This is a genomic window from Parajatrophihabitans canadensis (assembly GCF_053764775.1).
In genome coordinates, this window is the sequence record NZ_CM132445.1 from 807,309 (window position 1) to 833,460 (window position 26,152).

Sequence of the window (26,152 nt, forward strand, 5' to 3'; positions counted from 1 at the left end):
CGACTACGTGTAGCATTCTTTACAGGAATCACACGGGGTATCAGCGCGCCCGCGAGTGACTCTCCTTATCCGGAGTCCGCCGCAGCCCCGTGTCTGAGTTTTAGCAAATTTCAATGAGGGAATTTCAAATGAGCAGAGGCATAGCAGTCATTGGGGCTGGCTATTGGGGTCCCAACCTCGTACGTAACTTTCGGGGCAGCCCTGACTGGGATCTGGTCGCGGTCTGTGATCTCGACGAGGCGAAGGCGCGCAAGGTCATCGGCTCGCGCAGCACAGTCGAGGTCGAGCCTTCGCTAGAGCGCCTGCTGGCCCGAGATGACATCGAAGCAGTCGCCATCGCCACTCCGGCGCGGACCCACAGCCCGATCGCCTTGGCGGCACTCGCCGCTGGCAAGCACGTCCTGGTCGAGAAGCCGCTGGCGGACAGCCATGAGGTTGGACAGCAGATGGTTACGGCCGCCGCTGAACGCGATCTGGTGTTGATGACCGACCACACCTTCTGTTACACCCCGGTGGTGAGCGAGATCGCCAGAATCATCGGCGATGGCACGCTCGGCGAGATTCTCTTCATTGATTCTGTCCGTATCAACCTCGGACTCATCCAGCCAGATGTGAACGTTTTTTGGGATCTCGCACCGCATGACCTGTCGATTCTCGACTATGTGATCCCTGGAGGCCTTCGCCCGCTTTCGGTTGGGGCGCACGGCGCAGACCCGCTTCAGTCGGGAAAGGCCTGCGTCGGCTACCTGACGATGCCGCTTCCGGGGGGCGCCATTGCACACGTGCACGTGAACTGGCTCAGCCCGACCAAGATCCGGCAGATGGTTATCGGCGGCAGCCGGCGGACCTTGGTTTGGGACGACCTGAATCCGCAGCAGCGGTTGGCGATCTACGACCGCGGCGTTGACTTCGCCGCAAGTTCCTTTGACGCCAACGAAAGGTCTCAGGCGGCCGTCTCGTATCGCCTGGGCGACATGCACGCACCCGCGTTACCCGAGCGGGAGGCCCTGGCCAACGTCGCTACCGAGTTCGCCGCCGCCATCTCGGAGAAGCGTGCACCGCGCACCGACGGCGGCTCCGGCTTGCGAGTGCTCGAAGTTCTCGAAGCGACCAACCGGAGTCTGGCGGCCAACGGCGCGCTCGTCGACCTCACCTCAGATCCGGTACTTTCTGGAGGCAGCGCATGACGAATCTCAATGGGGCCAACGTCCTGGTCACCGGTGGTGCGGGCACGATCGGATCCACACTGGTCGATCAATTGATCGAGGCCGGAGCGGCGCATGTCGATATTCTGGACAACCTGGTCCGTGGTCGCCGCGCCAACCTTGCCAAGGCCTTCGAATCAGGGCGGGTCAATCTCGTTGAGGGCGACCTCCGCAATCGCGATCTGGTCCATGATCTGACCAAGGGCAAGGATGTTGTCTGCCACCAGGCGGCAATCCGGATCACCCAGTGCGCAGAAGAACCGCGGCTGGCCCTTGAGGTTCTCGTCGACGGCACCTTCACCGTGCTTGAAGCGGCCGCGGAGCACCGCGTGGACAAGCTGGTCTCGGCATCGAGCGCTTCGGCGTACGGGTTGGCCGAGGAATTCCCGACCACCGAGCGCCATCATCACCACAACAACGACACCTTCTACGGTGCCGCGAAGTCCTTCAACCAGGGCATGATGAAGAGCTTCCGGGCTATGTACGGCCTCAACTACGTCGGTTTGCTCCCGTTCAATGTCTATGGCCCGCGGATGGATGTGTACGGCGTTTACACAGAGGTCCTGGTTCGCTGGATGGAGCGGATCGCAGGGGGCAAGCCCCCGCTCATCTTCGGCGATGGCCTGCAAACCATGGACTTCGTCTACACCGAAGACATTGCTCGGGCGAATATTCTCGCCATCGAAAGCGACGTGGTCGAGGGCTTCTACAACGTGGCCAGTGGCGTCGAGACCAGCCTGCTCGATCTCGCCCACGCCACACTGCGAGCGATGGACTCCGATCTCGATGTCGAGTTTGGGCCGGAGCGCGCGGTCAACGGTGTGACCCGGCGCCTGGCCGATACCTCAGCGGCAACCAGGGACCTGGGATTCACCGCCGAGATCGGCCTGGACGAAGGTTTGAGGCGGCTTGTTGCTTGGTGGCAAGCGGAAAACTCGACGCTCGCCGCACCCGGAAGCGTGCCGGCATGACCCGCATCAACGTAGCCAAACCCTGGCTCGGTGCTGAAGAAGCGGCCGCGGCCGCACAAGCGATCGAGTCGGGCTGGGTTGCCCAGGGCCCGCGGGTAGCGGAGTTCGAGGCCAAGTTCGCCCACCTCGTGAATAGTGAACACGCAGTTGCGTTGTCCAACTGCACCACCGCCCTGCATCTGTCCTTGGTGGTGGCTGGCATCGGCGCCGGCGACGACGTGATCGTGCCGTCCTTCTCCTTTATTGCCACGACGAACGCGCCGGTCTATGTCGGTGCCAACCCAGTATTCGCAGATGTCGACGCTGCGACCGGCAACCTCACCGCCCAGACCATCGAAGCGGTCCTCACGCCAGCAACCCGAGCCGTGATCCTCGTCCACCAGGGCGGCATTCCGGCCGACGCCAAGTCGGTGCGGGAATTCTGCGACGCGCGCGGCATCGTCGTGATCGAAGACGCCGCCTGCGCGGCGGGCTCCACCTATCGAGGGCGTCCAGTCGGCGCTGGAGCAGCAATTGCGGCTTGGTCTTTTCACCCCCGCAAGCTGATCACTACCGGGGAGGGCGGCATGCTCACAACCGACAATGCTGAATGGGCGGCTCGTGCCCGTCGCTTGCGCGAGCACGCGATGAGCTTGAGTGCTGCAGATCGGCACAAGTCGGTGCTCCCTGCGGCCGAGGAATACCTCGAGGTCGGTTACAACTATCGGATGACCGACGTGCAAGCTGCTATCGGTATCGTGCAGCTTGATCGGCTCCCGGCGATCGTTGCTCGTCGGCGCGAGATCGTCGCGCGCTATCAGCGTGCATTCGCTGCAATTCCTGGCCTTCGCTGCGTAACGGATCCGGCCGACGGGGAGTCGAACTTCCAATCCTTCTGGGTCGAACTCGACAACAACTTCGCTCTTGATCGCGAATCGGTGTTGGAACATCTGGCCGCGCGTGACATCTCGGGTCGGCGTGGGATCATGGCGGCACACCTCCAGCCCGCGTACGCCGGGCATCCGTCAGCGCCTTTGCCAGTCACCGAGCGGCTGACCGATCGCACGCTGATTTTGCCGGTCTATCACCAGATGACCGAAGAGGAGCAACAACGGGTCATTGACGCTGTGCGCTCGGCCTCCGGGCAGATCGCGGCCTGACGCGGCTCCATAATGGCCCTCCCGCTGATCCTTGTTGCTGCCAGCGGCCTCGCGCGCGAGGCTGCTGAGGCGGTGCGCGCCGACGGGAAATACGAACCGATCGGGTTTGTGGACGACAACGAGGACCGTTGGGGCTCGACGCTCGCCGGGCTCAAAGTCCTCGGTGACGTCAGTTCGGTGGCTTCGTTTCCGGACGCCGCGCTGATTCTCTGTGCAGGCAAGGGTAAATCGCGGCAGGCGATCGCCGACCGGTTGACCGCCGAGGGGGTTGACGAAGGGAGGTATGCGACGGTGGTTCATCCGAACGTCGCGTTACCTGTCTCCTGCAGCGTAGGCGTGGGTAGCGTGATTCTTGGCGGATGCGTCCTGACCGCTGACGTGACGCTCGGACGCCATGTCGTATGCATGCCGAACGTCACCTTGACTCATGACGATCAGGTCGAAGACTTCGCGACCCTCTGTGCGGGCGTGACACTCGGTGGATCCGTTCATATTGGGACGCGCGCATACATCGGCATGCATACTTCGGTTCGGGAAAATCGCGTCATCGGCCGAGACGCGTTGGTTGGTATGGGTTCCGTTGTACTGTCCGACGTGCCTGTCGGCCAAACGTGGTTTGGCAGTCCTGCAAGCAACAAGGCAGCGCCGGTATGAGGATTCTCGTTTTCCCGGCCTCGTTGAACCTCGGTGGCAGCCAGCTCAACGCTGTTCAACTCGCCGGGGCAATCAGTAAGCGCGGGCACGACGTATCGATCTTCGGTCCTGAAGGGCCGTTGTGTGATGAGATATCGGCCCTTGGTTTGCCTTTCATCCCGGCCCCGGCTCGACCGAAGGTGCGCCCGTCGCCACACGTCATCTCGAAGCTGAACCAGGCGGTGGCGACCAGAGACATCGAGGTCGTACACGGCTACGAGTGGCCGCCGATACTCGAGGCCGTCTATGGGCCTTTTCTGCGGCACAACGTCGTTCCAGTCGGAACGATAATGTCGATGGGCGTGGCACCGTTCATACCGCAACATTTGCATTTGGTTGTCGGTACCGCGCAGATTGCGGCAGCGGAGCGCGTCCGTCGGTCTAATACCTGGCTCATCGAACCACCTGTCGACACCGACGCGGACCGTCCGATGGTCGACAATGCCGACGCGCGCGCTCAGTTGGGCGCGACGACTGAAGAGTTTCTCGTCGTTGTCGTATCGAGATTGGCTCGCGAGCTAAAACGCGAGGGCATCCTCGAGGCGATCAACGCTGCGGCCCGAATGGCAGGCGACCTACCCATCCGGATGGTCATCGTCGGAGATGGGCCGGCGCGCGCTGAGATCGAGGAGCGAGCAGCGGCAGCCAACGTCCAAGCTGGGCGGCAAGTCGTGGTCTTGCTCGGCGCATTGAGTGATCCCCGTCCGGCCTATGCTGCCGCCGACGTGGCATTCGGGATGGGCAGCTCAGCGTTGCGGGCGATGGCATTCGCCAAACCGCTTATCGTGCAGGGTGAACGCGGTTTCTGGATGCTGCTCACGCCTGAGAGCGAAGCGACATTCCTAGAACAGGGCTGGTACGGCATTGGCGACGGCCGCGACGGCTCGCACGCCTTCGAGCTCATAGTCCGTGATCTTTACAAGAACCCGGAGGCCCGTGCTGAGCTGGCCCGCTTCGCGCGTCAACTTGTCGTTGACCGCTTCAGCCTCGACCGAGCCGCACAGCTTCAAGAAGAGGTCTACCGACAGGCCGTAAGCGACCAACGTGGCCGGATCGGGATACTGCCGTCCTTTGTCCGCCCAGCGGGTCAAGTGATGGCATATGAGGTCCAGCGCCGTTGGGCCAGAGCTCGCGGGACCGCGGTAAGCGATGATTTCAATGCGTTGAAGATGCAGCCCGGCGCACCCACGCCGAAGTCCGAGGAAAGGCACTAGCAATGACCCAGAACGTCCCACTCGTCGACATCGCTGCCCAGCAGCGCGAGATAATCGACGAGATCCGGCCTGAGATTGACGAGATTCTGGTTACCGGCGCCTTCATCGGGGGCAGGCATGTCGCGCGTTTCGAGGAGGCGTTCGCCAATCTGATCGGTGTTGACCACTGTATTGGGGTCGCCAATGGCACCGATGGGCTTGAGATAGCGCTTCGCGCCGCCGGTGTGACGAGTGAGCACGAAGTTGTGTTGCCGGCCAACACCTTTATTGCGACTGCTGAAGCGGTCGAACGGATAGGCGCCCGCACCGTATTGGTCGATGCGGACGTAGACGCCATGCTGATGGACCCAACGCTGATACAGGCAGCTATCAGCGAGCGCACCGGAGCCGTCGTGCCGGTGCACCTTTACGGTCAGGCGGCGCCGGTCGAACAGATCGCTTCGATCAGCCGCCCAGAGAGCTCGATCATCCTCGAAGATGCTGCACAGTCCCAGGGCGCATCCAGGTTCGGTGCCCCGGCAGGCTCCCTGGGCGACATTGCTGCGACCAGCTTCTATCCGGGCAAGAACCTCGGCGCGGCTGGCGACGCGGGTGCAGTTATGACGAGCGATGATGAGCTGGCCCGGGTATGCAGACTGCTTTCTGCCCACGGCAGCGCGACCAAGTACGTTCACGAAATATCGGGGTTCAACTCCCGGCTGGATGCTATCCAGGCTGTAGTACTGCTTGCAAAACTCGCGCGGCTCGATCGGTGGAACAGCGTCCGCCGTGAGGCAGCCTCGCGCTACCACGATCTTCTCGCCGACGTCAGCGAGATCCGATTGCCTGCAACCCTCGAAGGAAACGTGCACGTGTGGCACATCTACCCGGTCCGGGTTCCGGAACGCGACAAGGTGCTCCAATTGCTCAACGAAGACGGCATCGGCGCTGCGATCCACTACCCCACACCTGTGCACCTGTCGCCTGCGTTCGCTCATCTCGGGTACGGCAAGGGCGACTTCCCGGTCAGTGAGAACGCCGCAAATTCGTTGCTGTCGCTTCCGATCTATGGCCACATCACCGCCGAGCAGCAAGAGCGGGTCGCCTCGTCGCTGCGCAATGCTCTCAACCGCGTCTGATCTGAGGGATCGATAACTGATGGCAAGGCACGTCAGCCGTCACCGAGCAACCGGTAGGACGAAGTCCGTCCTACCGGACAGCGCTGAGCCAGAAAGCAGTTCCGGGGATCTGCTTATCGAGGATCTTCCGCTGCATCCGGTACAGCCGATCCAGGCCATCGAGCCCACGCGTCCGGTGGCGGTGGACGAGGTTGAGCAGCCCGGCTCGTCAGTTGAGGGTGGCGAGCTCTCCGCCCCCCTTGGAAAGACCATGGGCAAGGGTCTGGCCTGGAGCCTTCTGAACAATGCAATCGGGCGCCTCGGCAACTTTCTGTCGGGCATCATCATCGTCCGGATTTTGAGCCCGGAGGACTACGGAACCTATGCGGTCGGAATGGTCGTCCTCGCGGTAGTCCTCAGCATGAATGAGCTCGGGGTCAGCGTGGCCGTAGTCCAACGAAAGGGTTCCGTCGAAGGAATTGCGCCAACGGTAGCGACCCTCTCCATTCTGTCCAGCCTGATCCTCGCGGCAGTCGCGTTCTTCGCAGCTCCAGCCGTTGCTTCGACCATGGATGCGCCGGAAGCGGTCGGTCTGATCCGGTTGCTTGTACTCGGAGTTGTCATAGACGGGATCGTCTCGGTTCCGAATGCGCTGATCACCAGAGCATTCCAACAACGGACAAGACTGAAGATCGATTTGATCGCCTTCGTGACCGGCACTCCCGTCACTATCGGACTGGCGTTGGCTGGTTATGGAGCTTGGAGCCTTGGCTGGGGCGCGATCGTCGGTAACGTAGTCACCGGGGCGTTAGCGATCGCCTGGGCGCCCGCTCACTATTGGCCTGGATGGAACCGCGAGGCCGCACGTGAAGTGCTGAAATTTGGGATGCCGCTGGCCGGTGCCAGTTTGTTGTTGTTCTTGATGCTGAATGTCGACTACATCATTGTCGGCCACTTGCTCGGGGCTGAGCAGCTGGGACTGTATCTGCTGGCATTCAATCTCTGTTCTTGGCCGATTACCGTGATTTCGACTGCGATCCGGCGAGTTAGTCTCGCGGCATTCTCCCGGATGCACGAAAACGGCGACGAGGGTAGCCGCGGCTTCGAACGAAGCGTGGGCCTCGTGATGGCAATGACCTTGCCGCTTTGCGTGCTGCTGGCAGGTTTCGCAATGCCGGTGATCGACTTCCTGTACGGCAGCAAGTGGTCTGCCGCCGCGGAACCCCTGCGGTTCCTGGCCGTACTGAGCGCGGGGCGGGTTGCGGTCGAGCTCACGTACGACTATTTGGCGGCTATCGGCAGAACGCGCTCGAGCCTGTGGTTACATGCAATCTGGCTCGCTGCACTGATCCCCGCACTGACCGTAGGAGCCAAGGTGGATGGCATCACGGGAGTGGCAGCTGGGCATGCGGCTGTCGTCGTGGTGGTGTTGCTTCCGATGCTTGCCGTGATGTTGCATCGGGCAGGTGTGTCCTTGACGGGGACACTGCGCACGATGGCGCCGGTCCTCATCGGTGCGGCCCTCACTATCGTGGTGATGCTGGGCGTGTTGCAGGTGTTGCACGGCACCTTGCTGTTGCTGACTATTGGCATCGGCGTCTGTTCGGTCGTCTACCTCATAGCGATCTTGCCAATGCGCCATACGGCGCGCGCGATGTGGAACATGGCCGGTTGATCAGGGCATCGGTTCAGTCAGGCCCAAGAGCGGCAAGAAATAGTCTCGAACGCGAGCTTGCCAGCTGTGTTGCGCGGCAAATTCTCGACGCTGTATCACGAGGTCATCGGTCTCGTCGGCATTCAGCGCCTTAACGGTGGCAGCGGCAAACTCGCCAGGGGTCACCGCGATGCTGATGAGGTCGGTGGCCAGCCAGCGGCTCGCAGGTAGGTCGGTACTGACTACCGGGCGCCCGGCGGCAATGTATTCCAACGTCTTGAGTGGGAAACTGGCGCGATTGAAGCTCGAGTTCGCATACGGCGTCAGCCCGACCTTCATCGCGTGCAGATATGAAGGCATCGCCTCGAACGGTTTGGGGCCTACCCATTGAACGTTCTCTCGGGCTAACAACCTCGTCATTCGATCCGGTTCAAACGACTCCTGCCGAGGTCCCACCAGCAGCACGGAATGACCGGTGCCGGCGATCGCCTCGAGGTAGTCGATGTCGAGGCGCTCGGACAGGTGTCCCACGATGCCAGCAATGGGTGGCGGCAACCGAACATCGTCGGGCAACGGGGCGCTCTCGACGTCGACATATCTTTCCGCGTCGCAGCCGTTCGGAACGAATGTCACCGCGTGCCCCATGGCGCTCCAGCGATTCACCAAACCTTCGGAGACCGCGATGATGCGGTTCGCCCGATTCAGCTGGGCCGATTCTTGCTTGGTCAGCCAATCTGACGGCAGGTCCATCAGGGCACCGCCGGCAACGAAATCATCGGTGCCGTACATGACTCGAAGGTCCTCGCCCGCAGCACCAAACAGATTGTCGAACGACCCAACGATGACCGCGCGCACGTCCCCGCCAAGACGATTCGCCGCCCGCCCGACCGCCCGCCGGGTGGTCAGCTGAGCGAGTTCACGCAAGCCCGGTCGGCTGACTCCGGGCGTGGCCAGTGGAGTGAGCCTGGCAATCTGTGGCCCCACCTGGACGAGCCGAGGCTTGCGCAGCGTCGAACGAAGCCCCTCTGCTTGTGCCGTGCGTAACACTGAGGTCGGGGGGTCTACGAAGAGCACCGGTGCGTGCTGCGATAGCTGCATGGCGATGTGTTTGTGAGACATCCATGGGCCGTCCCAGGACATCCCGGAGCAGATCACGATCAGTCCGCGCCAGTCGGCGGCGTTCGGGCGCCAGGGGCGCTGCGCATCGTCCTTGCCGTCGACGCTCATTCCGTGGTTCACCGGCTTTGCTCGCCGCCGGATGCGCCGACCAATTCACGCCTAGGCGGTGGTTCGCCGCCCACAGATGTAAACGCAGACGCTGGCCGCCTCAGGTTTATGAGACTTCGAGTGGCGAGAGCCAAGGTGGCAAACAGTAGGAGAAGCCCCAACTTCGCACGTTTTGGCTTGCCATAAACGGGAAACGCCCCAGTCTGTTGCAATACCTCGACTTTTATCGCAGTGGCGGCGTCGATGCCATAATTCGTCTGCAGGTCGTGCATCTCGAGTTGGCTTTGCAGGATTACCTTCGCGAGCACGGCGTTCGTGGACTCAGCGTCAGTCCCTGTCGCGACAATCCGCAGCGACGGGCCGCCGGTACCGATCACGTCCGTTCCGCCAGCAAGGCTTCCGCCTTCCAGCGCGACCTGATAGCCCGTCGTGGCGTCGCCAATCTGTGCGCGAATGGGCTGGCTGGTCATGACGTCGTGAAGGACGCTAGCTGCGTAATCCGCTCGCCCGGTAGCTGCATAGGCCGTATTCTGGCCGACGGCAGGCGGAACGAGCAAGATCGTGCCGTAGGCCTGGTACTGCGGTTTTGCGCTCTGGACAGAGTAGCCAGCCGCCGCCGCGAGCAACAAAATACAGGCGGCGGCGCTCGCGGTAACTCGGCGGTACTGGGCGGCGCTGAAGTATGGGCGCGGGGCGCGGCGCGGTTGGATCGACCACAGCGCGCCGACAGCGCCTATGAGCAAAAAGATCATCCCCGAGGCCATCGAGAACCCAAAGGTGTCAAAGGTTGCCGAATTGATCGCGAGAACGGCGATACCGGCCTTCAGACTCTGAGCCAGGTCTCGCGTCGACTCGTCGCTCGTGCGACGACGGACCGAGCCGGCGACGCAGTTTGTGCCTATGAACAAGAGGAGAACCATTACTAGGCCAACGATGCCGGCCTCAACCGCGATGCCGAGGTACTGATTGTCCAACGTGCGATAGATGCTTGGGATGAAGGTGCCGATGCCACGTCCAAACCACGGCCGCTCGGAGACGTAACGGATCACCGGCGCATAGTCCGCGGTGCGGCCAGCCGTGCTCGGGTCCGACGATGCGTTGAGGAAGAGTCCACGAATCGTCCCGAGCAGACCGGGCACCGCGAAAGACATTCCGATTGCGCCGATGCTGATTGCGATGGCTATCCGAGTCTTCAACCAGTGGGGCCAGGTATAGAAGAGGTAGACGAAGACGATGGCCGCACCAAGAATTGCGCTTCGAGCTACCGACATCGGCAGCACCGCCGCAACAATTGAAGTAGCGATCCACCACCTACGGCGCGAGGCTAACGTCTCGGAGAACCTCGCGTAATGGATGACGAGCGGCAGAGCACATGACAGCACCACGCCGAACTCGATCGGATGGGACGTGGTACCGGTGACTCGCTGAAACGATGAACGCGCGAGCAGCTGCCCGAAGGCGTGGTTGGGCTGCAAGCCAGGAACTCGGATGTAATGAGCCAGGTCGATCTTGAAGAAGAACTGGCAGAGACCCAGAACCGCGATAAAGGTAGCCCCGCCTGCCACGACCTTCAGCAGCGAATCAAGATTGCGTCGGCTCGTGATCCCCTCGATGGTTACCAGCGTGACACCGCACCACGCGCACAGCGACAGTAGGGCGCGGTCTGAGGAATTGACTTCCTCACTGAAGGTGATCGCGCGACTCATCCCTGCGATATACGACGCAAGCAGCGACAATACGAAAAGCAGTAGCAGCAACTTGACCGGGTTCGGAACCCGGGACTCCGCGCGTCCGACCAGCCGACTGCTGAGCCACCAGCCGAACAAGCCAATTCCGATGATTTGTGCCGGCGTTCCTGCTGCACCAAGCGGTTTAAGGATCAACTCGCTCGGGATGCCCATCAGGACGATCACATAGGCAATCAGTATCGGCAGAGCACCACCTCGACCGAGGCCGGTTGCGCCCTCGGCCCTGGCGTTCAATGCGAGAAGGGTTCGTTCGTCGAATCCTGGTCCGTCGCCCTGGCGCCGACCGGAAGCGGCCGCGAATCATCGTCGATCATGAACCGGTCGAGCGTCGCGGCATCGTCGTCGGGTTCGTCCGCGTCTTGCGAGTCACCGGACCGCCGGCGTCCTCGCTTGCGGCGCGGACGGCGTGGGGCCTGGTCATCGGAATCTGCAGCGGAGGCCGAACGATCCTCCCCAGCGCCAGCCGTGCTCCGGAGCGCGCGCCTACGCGCTCGCACGATTCGCTGGCGCTCGAAGATCAGGATCAAGACGATGAGCAAGGCGGCAACGCCGATGGCGGCCTCGATCGCCTTTTGGACCTGCGCCTTTCGGACTGGCAGCGGGTGCGGCGACTCGGTCAGCACGACGGTGTTGATGAAGAGATCCCGCTCTACACCCTGCTCGGTTTGCAGTTTTACGAGCTCGGTTTGAATGCGATTGACTACGGCAATCAGGGTCTTCTGAGCGACCACTGGATCCACGTCGTCCGCGCTGACCAGCAGCGTCGGGCCAGCATTCTCGGTCAGGTTCGGCTCGACGGTGTAGGTCGCCCGCGCGCCCTGTTCGTATAGATCGGTAGCAACCTGTTCGTCACTAACCACGACTTGAACGGCATTCGCTACAACCCCGAGCGAGCCACCCAGGTTCATCCACGGGTTCGTCGGGTCTTTGACACCAGGCTGCTTGATCGAGCCGATGACAAGTACCTGCGCCTTGCTTTCCTGCTTCGGCTTGACGACCTGATACGCGCCGATACCCACGGCAAGCGACAGAACGAGCGCAATAGCCACCCAAATCCGGCGCTTCCACAACATGCGCGCGCATTCGATAAGCATTGAGGCGGTCCCGTTCTGACATGATTACCCCGCGAAAACCGCGAGTCTTCGCACAACTTTAACCTGCCGGACCACAACGAGCGAACTCTTGAGGCTGTGAACTGCCCGAAATTCGGTCAAATCACCCGTGATCTCGGACGATCGCTGTGAAGTATGCGTGCCGCGCGTCCTCATCGGGCACCGGGAAGAGCGCGCTGGTGTGGTTAGTGGGGTCGAGCCAGCTTTGGTGATCGTTCGAACGAGCGAGTTTTGAACCCAACCATCCGGATCCGTGCCTGACGAGCTCGAGGGCAGAGGCCGGCATGCTGTTCCTCGCACTACGTGCGTATGCCCTCGCGAACGAGGGCTGTTCGGGGTCTTCGGGTATACGCGATCTCTGCAGGACGGCTCGAGTCGTTGCCAATCGAAATCGCCCCCCGGCAAGTTTGCGCATGACGTTCTCGGGAATCGGAGTATCGAGAACCATCTGGGCCCTGCTGAACGAGATGGCGAGGGCGGGGGCCGCACCCGAGGCAACTGCGACGTCGATCAGTTGCTGCCAGTCGAGCTTGTGCTGGCGAACGAAGCCGTCGATGTCGACCAGCCAACTCAGTTTGGCGGCACCTCCGAGCGCGGCGTGAACGCCAATATGCGTTGTCAGGTCGACTGGGTCCAAGACAGGGATCAGATCGTCGCCGAGCGTTCGAGTCCGAGACAGCAGTACCTCGGCTGGCAGGCGGAAGTAACGCCGCAAGGGCCGCTGATTGAAAAGACTCCAGTGCAGGTCGATGAGCGTGCCATTCGGAGCCCGCAGACGTAGCTGGCCCGGCTCGAGTTCGGCGATCAGTGGCCAATTCACGTCGAGTAACAAATACCCCTTGGTGACGAGCAGGTCGAGGACAGCCTTGAATGCGGTGCGATCGACCAATACGTCGATGTCGAGCGAATGCCGAAGGTCCGATCGGGGGTAGCTGCTTTCCGCGATGCTCAGACCCTTGAGCAGGGCCCAGGCGTGACCTTGCTCGGCCAACTGCGAGGAGATCGCCCGGACAGTAGCGCGCGTTCGGGACCCTGCCGCCAGAAATCGAGCGCGCTGGATCGCAAGATCGGCCCACGGACCCGTCGCCGAAGGCGCAACGGCGGCAAGCCACGCTTCCATCCCGTGGGCTCGCGCCGTTCGGATCAGACTAGGCACTCGATCCGCGTCGACGCGGGCGAGTCTGCCCCGGCTTACTTCGAGGTCATTGGTTGCTGTCATCGACACCAATGCATCCAACGCCGAATAGGCGGCCGCGGTGGTGGTACCAGCCATCCGGTCAGCGGCCTCGATCTCTGATGAAAGCAGCCAAGGACGACGCGTCGTCGAGGTCGATGTAATCGGCGTTGCCGACCTTGCGCGCACCGCCGCCGATCGACGTTGGTGAATGGTCCTGCACACCGAGCAGCTCTTGCCAGACGCCCACGTACTTCGCCGCCTGGGGAGCCCAGTCGAGTTCTGCCACGACCCGTTCGCGTCCGATTACCCCGAGCCGGACACGGCTTTCCGGATCGTCGAGAAGCTCATTCCACGCGGCAGCGAAGGCAGCTATGTCGCCCGGCGCAATGTAGCGCGCAGCGTCTCCGGCCGAAACCCTCGTTTCGACGAGATCGAAGGTAAGCACTGGTAGGGCGAATGCCATGTATTCCATGGTCTTGTTCATCGTCGAGACATCGTTGAGCGGGCTCTTCGGGTCGGGGCACAGGCCGATATCCGACGTCGACAAGTAGCTCGCGATCTCAGCGGGACCGACTCTGCCGGTAAACGTTACGTAGTCATCCAGTCCGAGCTGTGTAGACAACTCCTTCAATTCATCGAGACAGTCTCCAAAACCCAGCAGGGCAAGCCCGCAGTCGGTACGTCCGTGATTGTGTACGAGTTTGTCGAGCGCTCGCAGCGTGACATCGACACCGTCCTGCGGCCCCATGATTCCGAGGTACGCCGCAATGTATCGGCGTCCCTTCCGCAGATCGGGCTGGGGTTTGACCGGACGCATGACGGTCGTGTCCGGCCCGCTACGCACGACGGTCACATCGTCGGAGGACCGCGAGCCCCTCGTCATCGCGATCTTGCGGTAGGACTCGTTCGTCGAGAACACACGGTCGGCGGTGCGGTAGGTCATCCGCTCCAAGAAACGCAGGATTCGAAGCTGCAGCCGGCCGCTGAGTCCGGTCGGCTCGCCGAAGCGCGACAGGAAGACTTCCGGGTTCAGGTCATGCTGGTCGTAGACGAATTTCTTGCCGAACACCTTCCACAAACGGCCAAGTGCCCAGTAGGTGTCCGGTGGGTTGCACGCCTGGATGGCCGCAAACCCGTCGCGAGCGGCGACGAGCACCGAAAGCAGCGCAGTGATGATCCAGCAGTAGCCGAACTCGAACGCGTATCCGAGCACGCCGCGAGCAGCCGGAGGTGGCGGGTACTTGTAAATCCGAACGGTGTCGATCTCTTGCCGCCAAGGGTCGCCCGGCCCCTTCGGGCAGATAACCGATACGCCGATCCCGTTGGCGACGAGGGCCTGGCACTCCAGCCACACGCGCCTGTCCAGTGGCACCGGCAGGTTCTGGACGATGATCAGCACGCGGCGCGAACGACGTGACATTGATTCCTCCGGGGGCGAGTGCAGGTCAGGTGGGCGAGGGCCGGGATGGGATGACGTTCTCCGTATGGCTAGGACGCCGACCCTAGCGCGAGAATGACCTCTTCGGCGGCCCGGTCCCACGTGTAGAAGCGGCGGCGGGCTGGCGCCGCTTTGGCGCACGCTTCGTACAGAACGTCGTCGGACAGGGCGGAGACGATCAATTCCGCGAGTTCCGCCGGGGAATCGCCGTCTACCAAGAATCCGCCGCTATCGGCATCAATGATCTCAGGCATGGCGCAGGCGCGGCGCCCGATGCAGGGCAGTCCCCTGACCAGCGCCTCCACGAAGGCGATGCCGAAACCCTCAAAACGTGATGGCATGACGAAAAGATCGTGGGTGTCGTAGAGAGTTTGGACCGTCGCGACGGGAACCGGCCCGAGAAACTCGACGCCGTCGGGGATCGGCGACCGTAGCGGCCAGAGCTTGGGTCCGGCGATGGTGAGCGTGATGTCCGATCCGAGTTCCTTGCGCAGCATCATGAAGGCGGCCACCACTTGGTCGCCGGCCTTGGTCTCGAAGTCGCGGCCGATGAACAGGAGACGTTTCACCTGCGCCCTTCGGCGCTCCGGTATAGGCGATTGATCGTCCAAGGGTGCATTTACGCCGGGATTGATGACGTGAACCCGGGCACGGTCGACCCCGCTGCGGATTGAACGCTCCGCGAGCCAACTGCTCATCGGCAGCAGTCCGGCAGCGTGTTCGTAGATACCTAGCTGACGGTCACGCAACTGCGTTATCCGGCGGTGCCCGAGATTGCGGAAGTGCGGCACCCCTCCTTCACCGAAATGGTCGAGCAACAGGTCATAGCTCAGGTCTTGGAGGACGTAATAGGGCTGGTCGATGACGCCTAGATCTTGTACCTCTAAGACCGTCGAAGGGCGCGCGCCAAGCGCTCGAGATTGCAATCGTCGCTCGACCAGCTTGGTAGCGAGCTGGCCGTGCTGCCACATTGAACGCCACTGTCCGTTCGAGCGTCGGGCGTGGGCCAACCGCAGCGGCTTAGCGATCGCTGGCGGGATGGTCACGTCGATGTCGACTAGCTCGACTCGTTGCGACAGCGCAGTGTGGAGTCGCCACGGAGTTCCTGACCACGTACTTTGGCGATCAGCCCCCCAACTGCAGGCGAATCCGATCGGGCCCATCAAGATCCTTCCGCGGCTGAATTCATGCCCGAGATTACCTCAGCACGAGTTCGCGGTGCCCCCGCTGTAGCTACGGGTTGAGATTCGAGCCGATCGACTTGCCGGTGTCGAACCAGGTGTTGTTGCTGGCCGTGACAGGCACGTTCACCGTGGCTGGCCCGTAGTTGGACAAGCGTAGGAATCGGTTGTTGGTGATGGTGATGTTCTTGACGATGTATTCGCCGTTGTTGCCGTCGACGCAGTAGAGGCTGTAGTTGCCGTTACCGAGGACGTTGTTGTTGATCAGGACTGGTCCGTTGCTGCTCGGTCCGAGGTCGGGGGCGAGGAACAGGGCGGAGTTGCGTCCGCCGTCGAACCAGGAGTTGGTCACGGACATGTTGGTGACGCCGGCTTGCATCTGGCCGCAGTCTGCGTGTGCCTGGGTGGTGGGGGTCATGTCGTGGCACCAGGACTGATCGACGTGGACGTTGTTGCCGAGTTTGAAGCCGTCATCGGAGAGGTTGGTGACTTCGACGCGGGTTGCGGTGTAGTTGTCGCCGCCGATGCCGTTCTCTCCGCCGCTGACGGTGGTGTCGGTGATGGTGGCTGATCCGCTGACGTGGATTGCTTCACCGCCGCCGCTGTGGAACACCGACCGGCTGATCACGACGTTCTTGGCTGAGATTTCCAGGCTTTGGGTGATGGTCTTGGCGTCGATGACGGTGCCGTCTTTGGTGATCGTGGTCGGCCCGGTGTACGCGGTCAAGGCGGTTCCAGCCGGCACCCCAGCCTGCGGATGGGTAGTGAAGTTGCCGGTGGTGGCAGGCGGAGTGCTGGTGGGCGTCGTGGTCGATGGCGCGGTTGTGGTCGGTGCCGCGGTGCTCGTCGTGGTCGTCGTCGGCGTTGTCGTGCTGGGCTTACTGGTGGACGGCTTCGCGGTCGGCGCCGATGTCGTGGGCTTGGGAGCGGGCGAGGAAGGTGTCGAAGTAGGTGGCGGCGTCGCGGCCGCACCGCCTAGGACCGGACCGGGCGTACTCCGGAAGGAGATATCGACGTAGTACTCACTGCCGTGCCAGATCACACCAGGGAACGAGGTTGCGCCGTAGCTGTAGACGCCAGCCGAAGCCTTTACGTAACTTTGTCCAACGGTTTTGCCCGGGGCGAACGCATTCTCGCGAGAGGCGTAGTGACCGTTATCCGCGTGATATGAAGCCACGTAGGTGGTTCCTGGAACGACAGTCACGGGCTGTGAAAGCGATGCCGTCTGCCAGCCGGTGGCCGACTCTGAGGTGAACTTGGTCGTGGCCAGTCGCTGCCCGGTGCTACTCCAAAGGGTGCCGACATGTGTCCCTGTGTTCGACTTGGCCTTGTAGTAACGGATTTGCGTGATCACTCCCGGTACGGTGGCGCTGAATCGCACGCCGACCTCGACAGAGCGAGAATCCTTATCGGCGCTCACGGCTGGCACGGTGGAGGCCGGATAGATACTGGCCGTAGCGGCGGCGTCAGTCGGAGCGCCGTTGCCTGCGGCACCGGCCCAGCCAGCGCCGGTCGCGATAACTACGGCTGCCGATATGGCGACGGCTGCGCAGACGGCTACAGCGGCGATGGGCCGTTCCCTTGAGTGGCGGGAAGCGCTTCTCGTGGACACGCGGACTCCTCTACAGGGACGTGGAATCGGCGCGGGTGGTTCGCTTGGCCTCATCCATGACCAGGGTTTCCTGGCACTGCTCCTCTTACTGATTACATAGAGTAGCCGAGTGATAACCAACAGCGCAATACATAGATTTAACGTATCTACAAGTTCAGTAAAATTTGCGAGAAACGGCAAGCAAAGGGCCAGCCCACACCGTGGGCTGGCCCTTCGCTACGCGCAGGTTCGAGCGGGCGCTAGTTCAGCGGGGACCCGATCGACTTGCCGGTGTCGAACCAGGTGTTGTTACTGGCCGTGACAGGCACGTTGACCGTGGCGGGTCCGTACTGTGCGGTCCGCAGGAACTTGTTGTTGGTGATGGTGATGTTCTTGACGATGTATTCGCCGTTGTTGCCGTCGACGCAGTAGAGGCTGTAGTTGCCGTTACCGAGGACGTTGTTGTTGATCAGGACTGGTCCGTTGCTGCTCGGTCCGAGGTCGGGGGCGAGGAACAGGGCGGAGTTGCGTCCGCCGTCGAACCAGGAGTTGGTCACGGACATGTTGGTGACGCCGGCTTGCATCTGGCCGCAGTCTGCGTGTGCCTGGGTGGTGGGGGTCATGTCGTGGCACCAGGACTGATCGACGTGGACGTTGTTGCCGAGTTTGAAGCCGTCATCGGAGAGGTTGGTGACTTCGACGCGGGTTGCGGTGTAGTTGTCGCCGCCGATGCCGTTCTCTCCGCCGCTGACGGTGGTGTCGGTGATGGTGGCTGATCCGCTGACGTGGATTGCTTCACCATCGCCGCTGTGGAACACCGACCGGCTGATCACGACGTTCTTGGCTGAGATTTCCAGGCTTTGGGTGATGGTCTTGGCGTCGATGACGGTGCCGTCTTTGGTGATCGTGGTCGGCCCGGTGTACGCGGTCAAGGCGGTGCCAGCAGGCACCCCAGCCAGCGGATGAGCCGTCAGGCCACCGCTGTTCGCAGGTGGGGCCTGGCTCGGCGGGGTCTGACTTGGTGGTTTGGGTGTCGACGAGGAGGTTGAAGGCGGGTTGGCCGGCTTGGTCGTCGACGTGGATCCAGTTGCGCCCGTAGAGGCCGAAGTAGTTCCGGACTTGGTCGGCTTGTGACCCGGCTTCGTAACCGTCGGGGTCGGAGTGGCGCTCGTTGACAGACTTGGGGTCGCGGTGCTTGCCGCGCCGTTCGGCTGGAAGAGCACGTCAACGTAGTAAGCAGAATTGTGCCAAGTCGCCTGCGGGAACGCTCCGCTGCCATAGGCGTATACACCTGACGACGCCTTCAGCGCGGGGTTCACACCGAGAGTCGCACCGTTGCTGAACGCCCCTTGTTGTTGGGCGTAATAGCCGGTGGTCGTGTGGTAGGAGGCAACGTATGACGTGTTCGCCGAGATAGCGACGGGTGCGGCGAAGCGCACCTCTTGCCAGCCGGTGCTGGACTCGCTGGTGAAGGTCGCGCTGGCCAGTTTCGCTCCAGACGCGCTCCACAACGTGCCCACATGAGTGGCGCCATTTTGAGCGCTTTTGAAGTATCGAATGCCGACGATGTTTCCAGGCTGACTGGCCGCGAAACGCACGCCCAGTTCAACAGACTTCGGGTCATTCTCCGCCGCAACAGACGGTATCGTGCCCGCGGAATATACGGTGATTAGCCCTGTCTGCGAGGCATCCGCTTTATGTCCGTTGGAAGCAACCATCGCGACGACGGCTGCTATTAGTCCGAGTGCCATGAGGGGGGCAACTACCTTGATCAAGTTTCGCGGCGGCAGTATCGACCGCGATCTTGCGTGTTCTGACACAGCTGTACTCCTCAAATGCGCGTCGCGCATGGGCTCGTATTTCGGCATCGCGTTGTTCGCCCCCCAAAAGAACTTCACGCACCGACTACATTTGCAATGGATTCTAGCTTTGATCTCTCCGAGACAAATCTCGTGTCTCTTCGAACTCGACCAAAGACTAACCCAAGGCGCAATGACCAACTAATCCATCGGGCGTGAGATTCGTGCTAGCAAGATCATCAACCTGTAGAGGCCCCAGATCACGGGGGTTGCGGGTGAATTCAAATAATAAAATTGGCGCCAAACACATCACGCTCGCATAACGGTGATATAGCGTGCGCTAAGTGTTGGCATTAGATTCGCCAAATGTTTCCAATCCGAGGAGCCGTTTGCGGCAATGTTTCAGCTAGATGTCTAACGTCGCATACCTCCCTAAAAGGACATGCCGACGCTTCCGTTGCAGTTCCTTCGGCGTTGGTGCAGCACTAGGCTCATCGCGTGTCCGAGCCTCGTACTGACCGTTCTTCATCCGACGCGGGAAGGTCCGCTACTGCAATCTGGGCGGTCCGCTCGCGTTTGAGTCCCCGTTTACGGGTCAAGCTACGTGCAGGTGTAGACGTCTTGCTCGCGCCGCTGCTCGGTTCGTGGAATTCGAGCACTGCGGCCGGCTCGGTCGCTTTGACGCTCGACGATGGACCAGACCCTGACGTAACTCCCGCGCTGATCGACCGCCTGGCCGAACTCGATGTCCATGCGACGTTTTTCCTGCTCACCTTGCGTGCTGAACAACATCCGCGGCTCGTCGAGGCACTCGTTGGCGCGGGGCACGAGATTGGGTTGCACGGCCTTGATCATCGGCGGGTATCGACTATGTCCCGTACAAACGCCGAGGCATATCTGACGGATGCACGTCGACGCCTCGAACAGGTTGCCGGACAGTCGGTGTCGATGTTCCGGCCGCCGTACGGCTCGCAGTCGGTGGCGAGCATACGGGCCGCAAAGCGGGCCGGTCTGCAGGTGGTGGTGTGGAATGGCGATGCCGCGGATTGGGAAGACCGGAACGCCTCCGAGGTGGCCGCAGCTGCAATTGCTGCCTGCAAGCCAGGGGGAGTACTGCTGTTCCATGAGCGGCTCGAGCCGGATCCTCGGCACCCGGACCCGGATCGCTCGGCGCCTGTTACAACGTTCGACCGCGTCGCCGTAGTTGGCGAAATCGTCGCTGGTGCTCGCGTGGACGGGTTACAGCCATGCCGGGTCGGCGACCTGGCTCGGACGGGCGCGATGAGATCGACGGCATGGATCCGCCCCTGACGGCTAAGTGCGGTGGTGCCGCGCGCAGGGCGCGGACGGCGTCACAGCAAGCTGAGTGCAAGTCGGGAGGCAGCCAGTGGCGCGTCACGGTAGGCCAGCCGCCACACCCTCGCAGACCGAACGGTCTCTACGGCGACCTCGAAGCTGTTGTGACCATCCTGATAGTGATTGAAAGAGTTGACCAGGAGCTCGCGGACTGCCGCCCCTCGAGACACCCTCTCGAGCGAGCAATCGATGTCGATACGTTGCGCCAGCACGATGTCAGTTACCCGCGCCGGGTTGCCTACCTGTCCGATTGCTGCGGGTGGCAAGAGCGCCTCGCGGTCCGGAGTCGGACCCTCATCAGCTTTGAAGCCGAGCAGCTGCCATGAGCGGGAATCAACCGCGAGCGGGCGTGGAAATGGAGTGAGGGCAAGGGTCGTGCGATCGATCGCGAGCACCTCGTCCGAGAGGTATCCGAAGCCCGCCTGTGTCATAGCCGCCGTAAGCGTTGTCTTTCCGTGTCCGCTGACGCCTGGAAGTACAACGGCCCCGTCGCGGCCGGTGACGACGCCTGCGTGGATGCACAGGAGCGGAGAGCGCGTTACGACGTAGCCCGTCAACTCGGCTAATGCAACCAAGATCGGATCCTCGCCGCCCGGCGGCAGCGTGCTGCCGGCCAATCTGCCATCGTCGCCGAAGACTAGGGAATGGATCTGCCCGAGCCGCACGTCATCACGGGTTACTTTCGCCGCCGGGAGTAACGCCTCAAACTCGTGCAGCATGCGTGAGCCGAGGGAACGCGGAGCATGGACGGTAAGTGAGAGCCCGAGAAGGTCGGCAGTGAAACCAAGTGTCGGAGCGGCCGTCACGGACGCAGGGTGTTGGTCTGGTCAGAGGGACGGGAACCGTGGCTGAGCACGTCCTCCGGCGTGGTTTCTAGCTTCGGGTCCGCTGAAGGAGTCCACTCTAGGAATCCGCGCTCTGCCAGGTCAGTCAGCACGCCAACGACATCGGCGTCGATGGCTGCCGTTGAGGTTTGGTACGCCTGGGCGAGTAGCGTGATGATCTGCGCCACACTCGCTGTGCCATCTGCCAGCCGCCAGATGTCTCCCGCAGTGCCGTTCAACACCAGCACTTCGTCAATGTCGGCCCGATAGAGGCAGACCTCGTCGTCTAGGTCTTGGACGTCGATATCGGCAGTGTGCAAGGGAAAACTGCCAGCTCCAGTAGGGTCTGATTGCGCACTTGTTGGTAGCATTTGCTCCATCCGAGAGACGTGGTGCGGGGTCGTAGTGCGCGCCGCGCACTCGCCACAAGAGCGATGAACCGAGTTGTTACAAGATAGTCATGGCGCAGACGATCAACATCGTCTAACCTTACCTTAGTTTTACGGCATCTACGGCTTGTTCCAAGGCGTTCGACTTCGGTACAAGCCATAAAACGGGGGAAAAATGGAAGGCCTATCAAACGCTGGCAGAGGCGTGAGCAGACGCGACCTCTTGAAGCGCGGAGCGGTCGTCGGCGTCGCCGCGGCATGGAGCGTGCCGGTTATTCAGATGGTCGCGATGACACCCGCGAGCGCGGCGTCACCAAGCGCACCGCAGACGCCACCGAACTCGGTAGTCAACCCGCCGACGCCACCATCAGGGGCAAACCAGCCAAAGCCTGGCCCCAGTCGCAAGCCAGCTACTGACCCGGCAGGTCCGGTAAAGGCAGCCGCGGGATCGAGCGCGCTCGCATCCACAGGTCCTACGGTCCCTGTCGGATCGAGTGTTGCCTTAGGCGCAGCTGCGATCGCGGTCGGCGCGGGAGCGGTCGCTGCTGCCACCGCGCTTGGCCGTCGCAAGGGTGAAGACGACACGGCCCCGCCCACAACCTCCTGACGATAAGCGCAGTCCCTCGGTCCCATCAACGGGCCGAGGGATTCGCCTCTTTAGTGGATCACCGCGGGCGACCACGCCTGAGGTATGAGTAGCCGCGGTTGACCCGTTCCGTCGTCCGGGACCGCCCACACGTCGTCGATGGCCGCCGCAGTGCCGCTGCGTGGGATCCCGTAGATGACCGTGCTGTTGTCAAGCCAATCGACCTGATCGTCGACGCTCCTGGTCTCGGCGAGCGGTGTCACTTTGGCAGTCGCCACGTCGTACCTGACGAGTCGCCATTTGCCTGGCGGCAGGTTGCCCCGTTGTTTGAAGACAATCGACTTTCCGTCGGGCGAGAGGGACGGACACTCGGCGTCCTCATGCAGGGTCGTCATCGTCTTCGTCGAGAGATCGCCACGGACCAGCCAGGTGTGACTGGAGAATTCCACCGTCGCGTAGAAGGTGTTGTTATCCGATGCGAACGTGACTCCCCAGTAGTTTCGGTCGAGCGGCTTGATCGACTTTCCGTCGTGTATGAGGGTGAAATCCTCGAGGTTGCCCACCGTCTGGCCGCCGACCTTGCTTATTACGGTTCGAGTCGAGAAGGAGGTGGCCGCATACGAGTCCCCGGCAGTAAAACTGGTCGTTGAGGCGTACGTTGCGTCATGAGACAGTCGTGCACGACTGGGCACACCCGTCAGTGGCAGCGACTGCACGGGCTGCATGGACTGGGTGAGCACTCTGGCTGCATAGCGCGTGACGATGCCGCGCGTCGACGATAGGCAGAGCACCTTTTGATTGGCTGCGTATACCCGATCGCACTCGGTCGTGGTGATTGCGCGCGGGCCGCCAGGGTCGCCGATCGGCACCTCAGCTACGAAGCCATTCTGATCGCCCAATGCTGTGTTGCGAAAAACGATCCGTGGCTGGCCGTCCAGTGATCCTAGACTCGTTGTCGCCACTGATGGCACCTTGTCGGCGAGGGAATTTCGCTTGGCTCGGGATGAGGCGAGATAAACGATGGCGACGCCAATCGCGAGCACACAAATTACCGCGAGCGCAATCACCCGCGAACGCATCGTCTTCATACAGTGAGCCCCACGCGTGCCCCAGACTCGCGATCGAGGCGTAGCAGGATGAAGGCTGCTACCGGGATGGCGACGAGCAGCACCGGGCAGTACCAGAGAATGGCCGTCCCCAGACCTAGCCTCGCCCACAGCACGCCGACTACAAGCGACGAACCGAAGCCAGCGATGGCCATGAAGGTCTGCGCGGTGGCGATGCCGCTGGTACGCACGTCTGGATCAACGATGCGTCCCGAGAGAGCGGCGAGTGTTCCATCGGTGGCCGCGTAGTAAGTACCCAACAAAATTAGCGTTCCGATCGACATGGCCGGCCCAGCGAACGGACCAGCGGCGCAGAGGTAGCAGAACAGCAGCGCGACATGGCCGCCAATGAAGATCCGTGCTCGCCCGACCCGGTCGGCCAGCCGCCCGAGTGGAATCGCCAGGCAAAGGTAGGCGACGTTCATTCCGACCATCAGCAAGGCGTAATAGTTGTTGGCGAGGTTGTCTCGAAGCTGCAGCTGTAGATAGAGGAAGGCGTCTCCCACGGTGAGCAATCCGAGCATAGTCGCCGCCGTGAGCAGCCGTGCCATGTAGGGATTCGCCAAGTGAGCAAGGGTAACGCGCCCCGGCTTTGCAGTCTTGACGAAGGGAGCCTTGGCCGACACGGCGGCCGCTGGCACGTCCGTGTCGCGCGACGTTTTGCCGACCTTTGCGCCCCGATTGGCCCGCGCGCGCCGTGGGCGCAGATCTGGGACGATCAGCACAAGGATCGCCACTCCGACTATGGAGAGTGCCGACGAGGCCACGAATACGGCATGAAAATCGTTCTCGACGACGGTGAGGATCCAGAACGCGATCAGGGGGCCGATGGCCGCTCCGACGCTGTCCAGGCTTCGGTGAACACCGTAGGCGCGACCGAGGGACTCAGGCGGTGAAGCAGCGGCGATCAAGGCATCGCGTGGTGCGGTGCGCAGGCCCTTGCCCAGTCGATCGGCGGTGATGATCGTGCTGATTGCCCCGAGCCCGGTTGCGAAAAGCAGGCCCGTCCGGGCAATTGCGGACCCAAAGTATCCGACGAAGGCGACCCACTTTGGATGATCGGTGCGGTCAGATATCCACCCGCCGAAAATTCTGATCACGGCGCTGATTCCGTTGTACAGACCGTTGACAAAACCAAAAGCTTGCGGACTCAGGCCAACCACGACGATCAGATATTTCGGCAAGATCGCGTTTACCGACTCTGTCGCCATATCGGTGAACATGCTGACGATGCCGAGCAGGATGACCGTGCCGGCGACTCGCTCTCGTACCGTCTTGGTGCGGTCCCGCAGCGGACGGTCGCGCAGCGTCAAATACATCTGCGTCCCTTCGTCCTACCGCGCCGTTATCCCCGCCCCGGTTTGTCGGAGTTTACTTAGTCTAAACGCCGAGCACCCATGCTGCCGCACAGAGCAGACATCTCACAGCAACCTGATTTGCTCGATACCATTCGCGCATGCTCTCTCGACCAGGACCATCCGACCGCGGTGTTGTCTTCTTTGCTGGCCAGGATTGGTGGTATCACAACCGCGCGCATTCAGACATGCAGTTGGCACTGCAGTTAGCCGCTGGACGGCGCGTGTTATTGATCAACAGCATCGGCACCCGGATGCCGATGCCGGGTAAGAGCACGGACGTACGGCAACGGCTAGCCAGAAAGCTGAAGAGCATCCTGCGGGGAGTCAAGCAGCCCGTCCCGGAACTGCCGAATTTCTACGTCTACTCGCCGCTCAGTGTGCCTCTCTACCAATCAGCGATCGGGCGCCGATTCAATACCGTCTTGCTGTTGGCGCAGGTCGGGGTAGTGCGCTGGTACCTGCGACTTGGACGTCCGGATGTGATCGTCACACCGCCGACCGCTTGGGAGGTCGTGCGGCGTATGCGTCGACGCAGCCTGACCTTCAACCGATCGGACAAGCATTCAGCGTGGGCCGAGGTGGATCAGGTCCAGGTCGCCGCGCTCGAACGCGCCCTGCTGCGAAACTCCGACCTCGTGCTCTACGTCAGTCACGCCTTGATGGACGAAGATGTAGCCGACGCCGGTAGCCGGGCGTTCTTCCTCGACCACGGCGTTGACTTCGAGAAATTTACTGTGGATGGCCCGGTAGCCGAGGCGTTGAGCGCGGTGCCGCACCCCCGTTTGGGGTTCTTCGGCGCACTGCGGGACGTCGTGCTCGACCTGGACTTGATTGCTGAGCTCGCCGATGCCATGCCGCAAGCCTCGATCGTGTTAGTGGGTCCGTCCACGGTTGACATGGACTCGCTGCTCAGCCGCGGCAACGTTTTCTGGTTTGGTCCGCAGCCACACGAGGCGATTCCGTCGTTCGGACGTGGATTCGACGTCGCGCTGATGCCGTGGCTCGACAACGACTGGATCCGCAACTGCAATCCCGTAAAGCTGAAGGAATACCTGGCGCTAGGGCTGCGGATCGTGACGATCGACTTTCCGGAGGTGCGTCGCTACGCAGAGATCGTTGACATAGCAGCGAATCGGGAATCATTTATTAAACTTTGCCAGGTCGCCGCGACTGACCCAGGTGACCGACAGCTCCGACGGGCGGCAGTGGCCAGCGACTCGTGGCAGGCTCGCGGACGTCAACTGGCCGAAGCCATCGATGCTCTCCCCACGTAAGCCTGGCGGCTGA

Annotated in this window: 22 protein-coding genes; 9 read left to right on the plus strand and 13 right to left on the minus strand. The window is 62.0% G+C overall.

Features of this window, described 5'->3' with window-relative positions:
* The first annotated feature begins 128 nt into the window (after nt 1-128).
* From ACSMXN_RS03900 to ACSMXN_RS03930, 7 genes are read left to right on the plus strand one after another with little or no spacing between them, the layout of a single operon-like run.
* Nucleotides 129-1,187, plus strand: coding sequence for a Gfo/Idh/MocA family protein (locus ACSMXN_RS03900; protein ID WP_022915240.1), 1,059 nt, complete (start codon nt 129-131; stop codon nt 1,185-1,187).
* Nucleotides 1,184-2,176, plus strand: coding sequence for an NAD-dependent epimerase/dehydratase family protein (locus tag ACSMXN_RS03905; RefSeq protein ID WP_022915241.1), 993 nt, complete (start codon nt 1,184-1,186; stop codon nt 2,174-2,176). Before ACSMXN_RS03900 ends, ACSMXN_RS03905 begins: the two co-directional genes overlap by 4 nt.
* Complete coding sequence (locus ACSMXN_RS03910) at nt 2,173-3,315, plus strand: DegT/DnrJ/EryC1/StrS aminotransferase family protein (protein WP_022915242.1); 1,143 nt, start codon at nt 2,173-2,175, stop codon at nt 3,313-3,315. Before ACSMXN_RS03905 ends, ACSMXN_RS03910 begins: the two co-directional genes overlap by 4 nt.
* Nucleotides 3,316-3,327: 12 nt before the next feature.
* Complete coding sequence (locus ACSMXN_RS03915; RefSeq protein ID WP_022915243.1) at nt 3,328-3,969, plus strand: NeuD/PglB/VioB family sugar acetyltransferase; 642 nt, start codon at nt 3,328-3,330, stop codon at nt 3,967-3,969.
* Nucleotides 3,966-5,222 (plus strand): glycosyltransferase family 4 protein, encoded by a 1,257-nt coding sequence (locus tag ACSMXN_RS03920; RefSeq protein WP_022915244.1) that lies wholly within the window; start codon nt 3,966-3,968, stop codon nt 5,220-5,222. Before ACSMXN_RS03915 ends, ACSMXN_RS03920 begins: the two co-directional genes overlap by 4 nt.
* A gap of 2 nt (nt 5,223-5,224) precedes the next feature.
* Nucleotides 5,225-6,340, plus strand: a complete 1,116-nt coding sequence (locus ACSMXN_RS03925) for a DegT/DnrJ/EryC1/StrS family aminotransferase (RefSeq protein WP_022915245.1) — start codon at nt 5,225-5,227, stop codon at nt 6,338-6,340.
* A 19-nt stretch (nt 6,341-6,359) separates the two neighbouring features.
* Nucleotides 6,360-7,994, plus strand: coding sequence for a lipopolysaccharide biosynthesis protein (locus tag ACSMXN_RS03930; RefSeq protein WP_022915246.1), 1,635 nt, complete (start codon nt 6,360-6,362; stop codon nt 7,992-7,994).
* On the opposite strand, the gene ACSMXN_RS03935 is transcribed toward ACSMXN_RS03930, so the two are convergent.
* From ACSMXN_RS03935 to ACSMXN_RS03970, 8 genes are all read right to left on the minus strand, one after another.
* Entirely contained in the window at nt 7,995-9,212 is a 1,218-nt protein-coding gene (locus ACSMXN_RS03935; protein WP_022915247.1) for a glycosyltransferase, read from the minus strand.
* Nucleotides 9,209-11,182 carry an O-antigen ligase family protein gene (locus tag ACSMXN_RS03940; protein ID WP_022915248.1) on the minus strand — a complete coding sequence of 658 codons (1,974 nt, stop codon included), beginning with the start codon at nt 11,180-11,182 and terminating at the stop codon, nt 9,209-9,211. Before ACSMXN_RS03940 ends, ACSMXN_RS03935 begins: the two co-directional genes overlap by 4 nt.
* Nucleotides 11,179-11,997 (minus strand): hypothetical protein, encoded by an 819-nt coding sequence (locus ACSMXN_RS03945; RefSeq protein ID WP_155958535.1) that lies wholly within the window; start codon nt 11,995-11,997, stop codon nt 11,179-11,181. The genes ACSMXN_RS03940 and ACSMXN_RS03945 overlap by 4 nt, the downstream gene beginning before the upstream one ends.
* Before the next feature lie 166 nt (nt 11,998-12,163).
* Nucleotides 12,164-13,333, minus strand: a complete 1,170-nt coding sequence (locus ACSMXN_RS03950; RefSeq protein WP_022915250.1) for a nucleotidyltransferase family protein — start codon at nt 13,331-13,333, stop codon at nt 12,164-12,166.
* Nucleotides 13,334-13,337: 4 nt separating this feature from the next.
* The gene (locus ACSMXN_RS03955; RefSeq protein ID WP_081649326.1) at nt 13,338-14,657 is read right to left on the minus strand and encodes a glycosyltransferase family 4 protein; all 1,320 of its coding nucleotides are present in this window, start codon (nt 14,655-14,657) and stop codon (nt 13,338-13,340) included.
* Nucleotides 14,658-14,725: 68 nt separating this feature from the next.
* A complete protein-coding gene (locus tag ACSMXN_RS03960) occupies nt 14,726-15,721 on the minus strand; it encodes a glycosyltransferase family 4 protein (protein WP_455407689.1) in 996 nt (331 codons plus the stop codon).
* Between the two features lie 187 nt (nt 15,722-15,908).
* Entirely contained in the window at nt 15,909-17,468 is a 1,560-nt protein-coding gene (locus ACSMXN_RS03965) for a DUF4082 domain-containing protein (protein WP_455407690.1), read from the minus strand.
* Nucleotides 17,469-17,707: 239 nt separating this feature from the next.
* Nucleotides 17,708-19,198, minus strand: coding sequence for a DUF4082 domain-containing protein (locus tag ACSMXN_RS03970; RefSeq protein ID WP_455407691.1), 1,491 nt, complete (start codon nt 19,196-19,198; stop codon nt 17,708-17,710).
* Between the two features lie 546 nt (nt 19,199-19,744).
* Here ACSMXN_RS03970 and ACSMXN_RS03975 point away from each other — a divergent pair.
* The gene (locus tag ACSMXN_RS03975) at nt 19,745-20,557 is read left to right on the plus strand and encodes a polysaccharide deacetylase family protein (RefSeq protein WP_081649107.1); all 813 of its coding nucleotides are present in this window, start codon (nt 19,745-19,747) and stop codon (nt 20,555-20,557) included.
* 41 nt (nt 20,558-20,598) lie between these two features.
* Here ACSMXN_RS03975 and ACSMXN_RS03980 read toward each other — a convergent pair whose 3' ends face one another.
* The 5 genes from ACSMXN_RS03980 to ACSMXN_RS04000 form a co-directional block, all read right to left on the minus strand.
* Entirely contained in the window at nt 20,599-21,408 is an 810-nt protein-coding gene (locus ACSMXN_RS03980) for a hypothetical protein (protein ID WP_022913278.1), read from the minus strand.
* The gene (locus ACSMXN_RS03985) at nt 21,405-21,797 is read right to left on the minus strand and encodes a PqqD family protein (RefSeq protein ID WP_455407692.1); all 393 of its coding nucleotides are present in this window, start codon (nt 21,795-21,797) and stop codon (nt 21,405-21,407) included. The genes ACSMXN_RS03980 and ACSMXN_RS03985 overlap by 4 nt, the downstream gene beginning before the upstream one ends.
* Before the next feature lie 294 nt (nt 21,798-22,091).
* Nucleotides 22,092-22,400: a hypothetical protein gene (locus ACSMXN_RS03990; RefSeq protein ID WP_155958364.1), complete on the minus strand. Its 309-nt coding sequence runs from the start codon at nt 22,398-22,400 to the stop codon at nt 22,092-22,094.
* 72 nt (nt 22,401-22,472) lie between these two features.
* A complete protein-coding gene (locus ACSMXN_RS03995) occupies nt 22,473-23,489 on the minus strand; it encodes a PD40 domain-containing protein (RefSeq protein ID WP_022913281.1) in 1,017 nt (338 codons plus the stop codon).
* Entirely contained in the window at nt 23,486-24,826 is a 1,341-nt protein-coding gene (locus ACSMXN_RS04000) for an MFS transporter (RefSeq protein WP_022913282.1), read from the minus strand. The genes ACSMXN_RS03995 and ACSMXN_RS04000 overlap by 4 nt, the downstream gene beginning before the upstream one ends.
* Before the next feature lie 137 nt (nt 24,827-24,963).
* Here ACSMXN_RS04000 and ACSMXN_RS04005 point away from each other — a divergent pair, with 137 nt between their 5' ends.
* Nucleotides 24,964-26,139, plus strand: a complete 1,176-nt coding sequence (locus ACSMXN_RS04005) for a hypothetical protein (RefSeq protein ID WP_022913283.1) — start codon at nt 24,964-24,966, stop codon at nt 26,137-26,139.
* Nucleotides 26,140-26,152 lie beyond the last annotated feature (13 nt).

Coding starts and splice junctions, on each gene's coding strand:
- ACSMXN_RS03900 (WP_022915240.1), top strand. CDS start 129: ATGAGCAGAGGCATAGCAGTCATTGGGGCTGGCTATTGGGGTCCCAAC.
- ACSMXN_RS03905 (WP_022915241.1), top strand. CDS start 1,184: ATGACGAATCTCAATGGGGCCAACGTCCTGGTCACCGGTGGTGCGGGC.
- ACSMXN_RS03910 (WP_022915242.1), top strand. CDS start 2,173: ATGACCCGCATCAACGTAGCCAAACCCTGGCTCGGTGCTGAAGAAGCG.
- ACSMXN_RS03915 (WP_022915243.1), top strand. CDS start 3,328: ATGGCCCTCCCGCTGATCCTTGTTGCTGCCAGCGGCCTCGCGCGCGAG.
- ACSMXN_RS03920 (WP_022915244.1), top strand. CDS start 3,966: ATGAGGATTCTCGTTTTCCCGGCCTCGTTGAACCTCGGTGGCAGCCAG.
- ACSMXN_RS03925 (WP_022915245.1), top strand. CDS start 5,225: ATGACCCAGAACGTCCCACTCGTCGACATCGCTGCCCAGCAGCGCGAG.
- ACSMXN_RS03930 (WP_022915246.1), top strand. CDS start 6,360: ATGGCAAGGCACGTCAGCCGTCACCGAGCAACCGGTAGGACGAAGTCC.
- ACSMXN_RS03950 (WP_022915250.1), bottom strand. CDS start 13,333: ATGGCTGGTACCACCACCGCGGCCGCCTATTCGGCGTTGGATGCATTG.
- ACSMXN_RS03955 (WP_081649326.1), bottom strand. CDS start 14,657: ATGTCACGTCGTTCGCGCCGCGTGCTGATCATCGTCCAGAACCTGCCG.
- ACSMXN_RS03970 (WP_455407691.1), bottom strand. CDS start 19,198: ATGGCACTCGGACTAATAGCAGCCGTCGTCGCGATGGTTGCTTCCAAC.
- ACSMXN_RS03985 (WP_455407692.1), bottom strand. CDS start 21,797: ATGCTACCAACAAGTGCGCAATCAGACCCTACTGGAGCTGGCAGTTTT.
- ACSMXN_RS03995 (WP_022913281.1), bottom strand. CDS start 23,489: ATGAAGACGATGCGTTCGCGGGTGATTGCGCTCGCGGTAATTTGTGTG.
- ACSMXN_RS04000 (WP_022913282.1), bottom strand. CDS start 24,826: ATGTATTTGACGCTGCGCGACCGTCCGCTGCGGGACCGCACCAAGACG.
- ACSMXN_RS04005 (WP_022913283.1), top strand. CDS start 24,964: ATGCTCTCTCGACCAGGACCATCCGACCGCGGTGTTGTCTTCTTTGCT.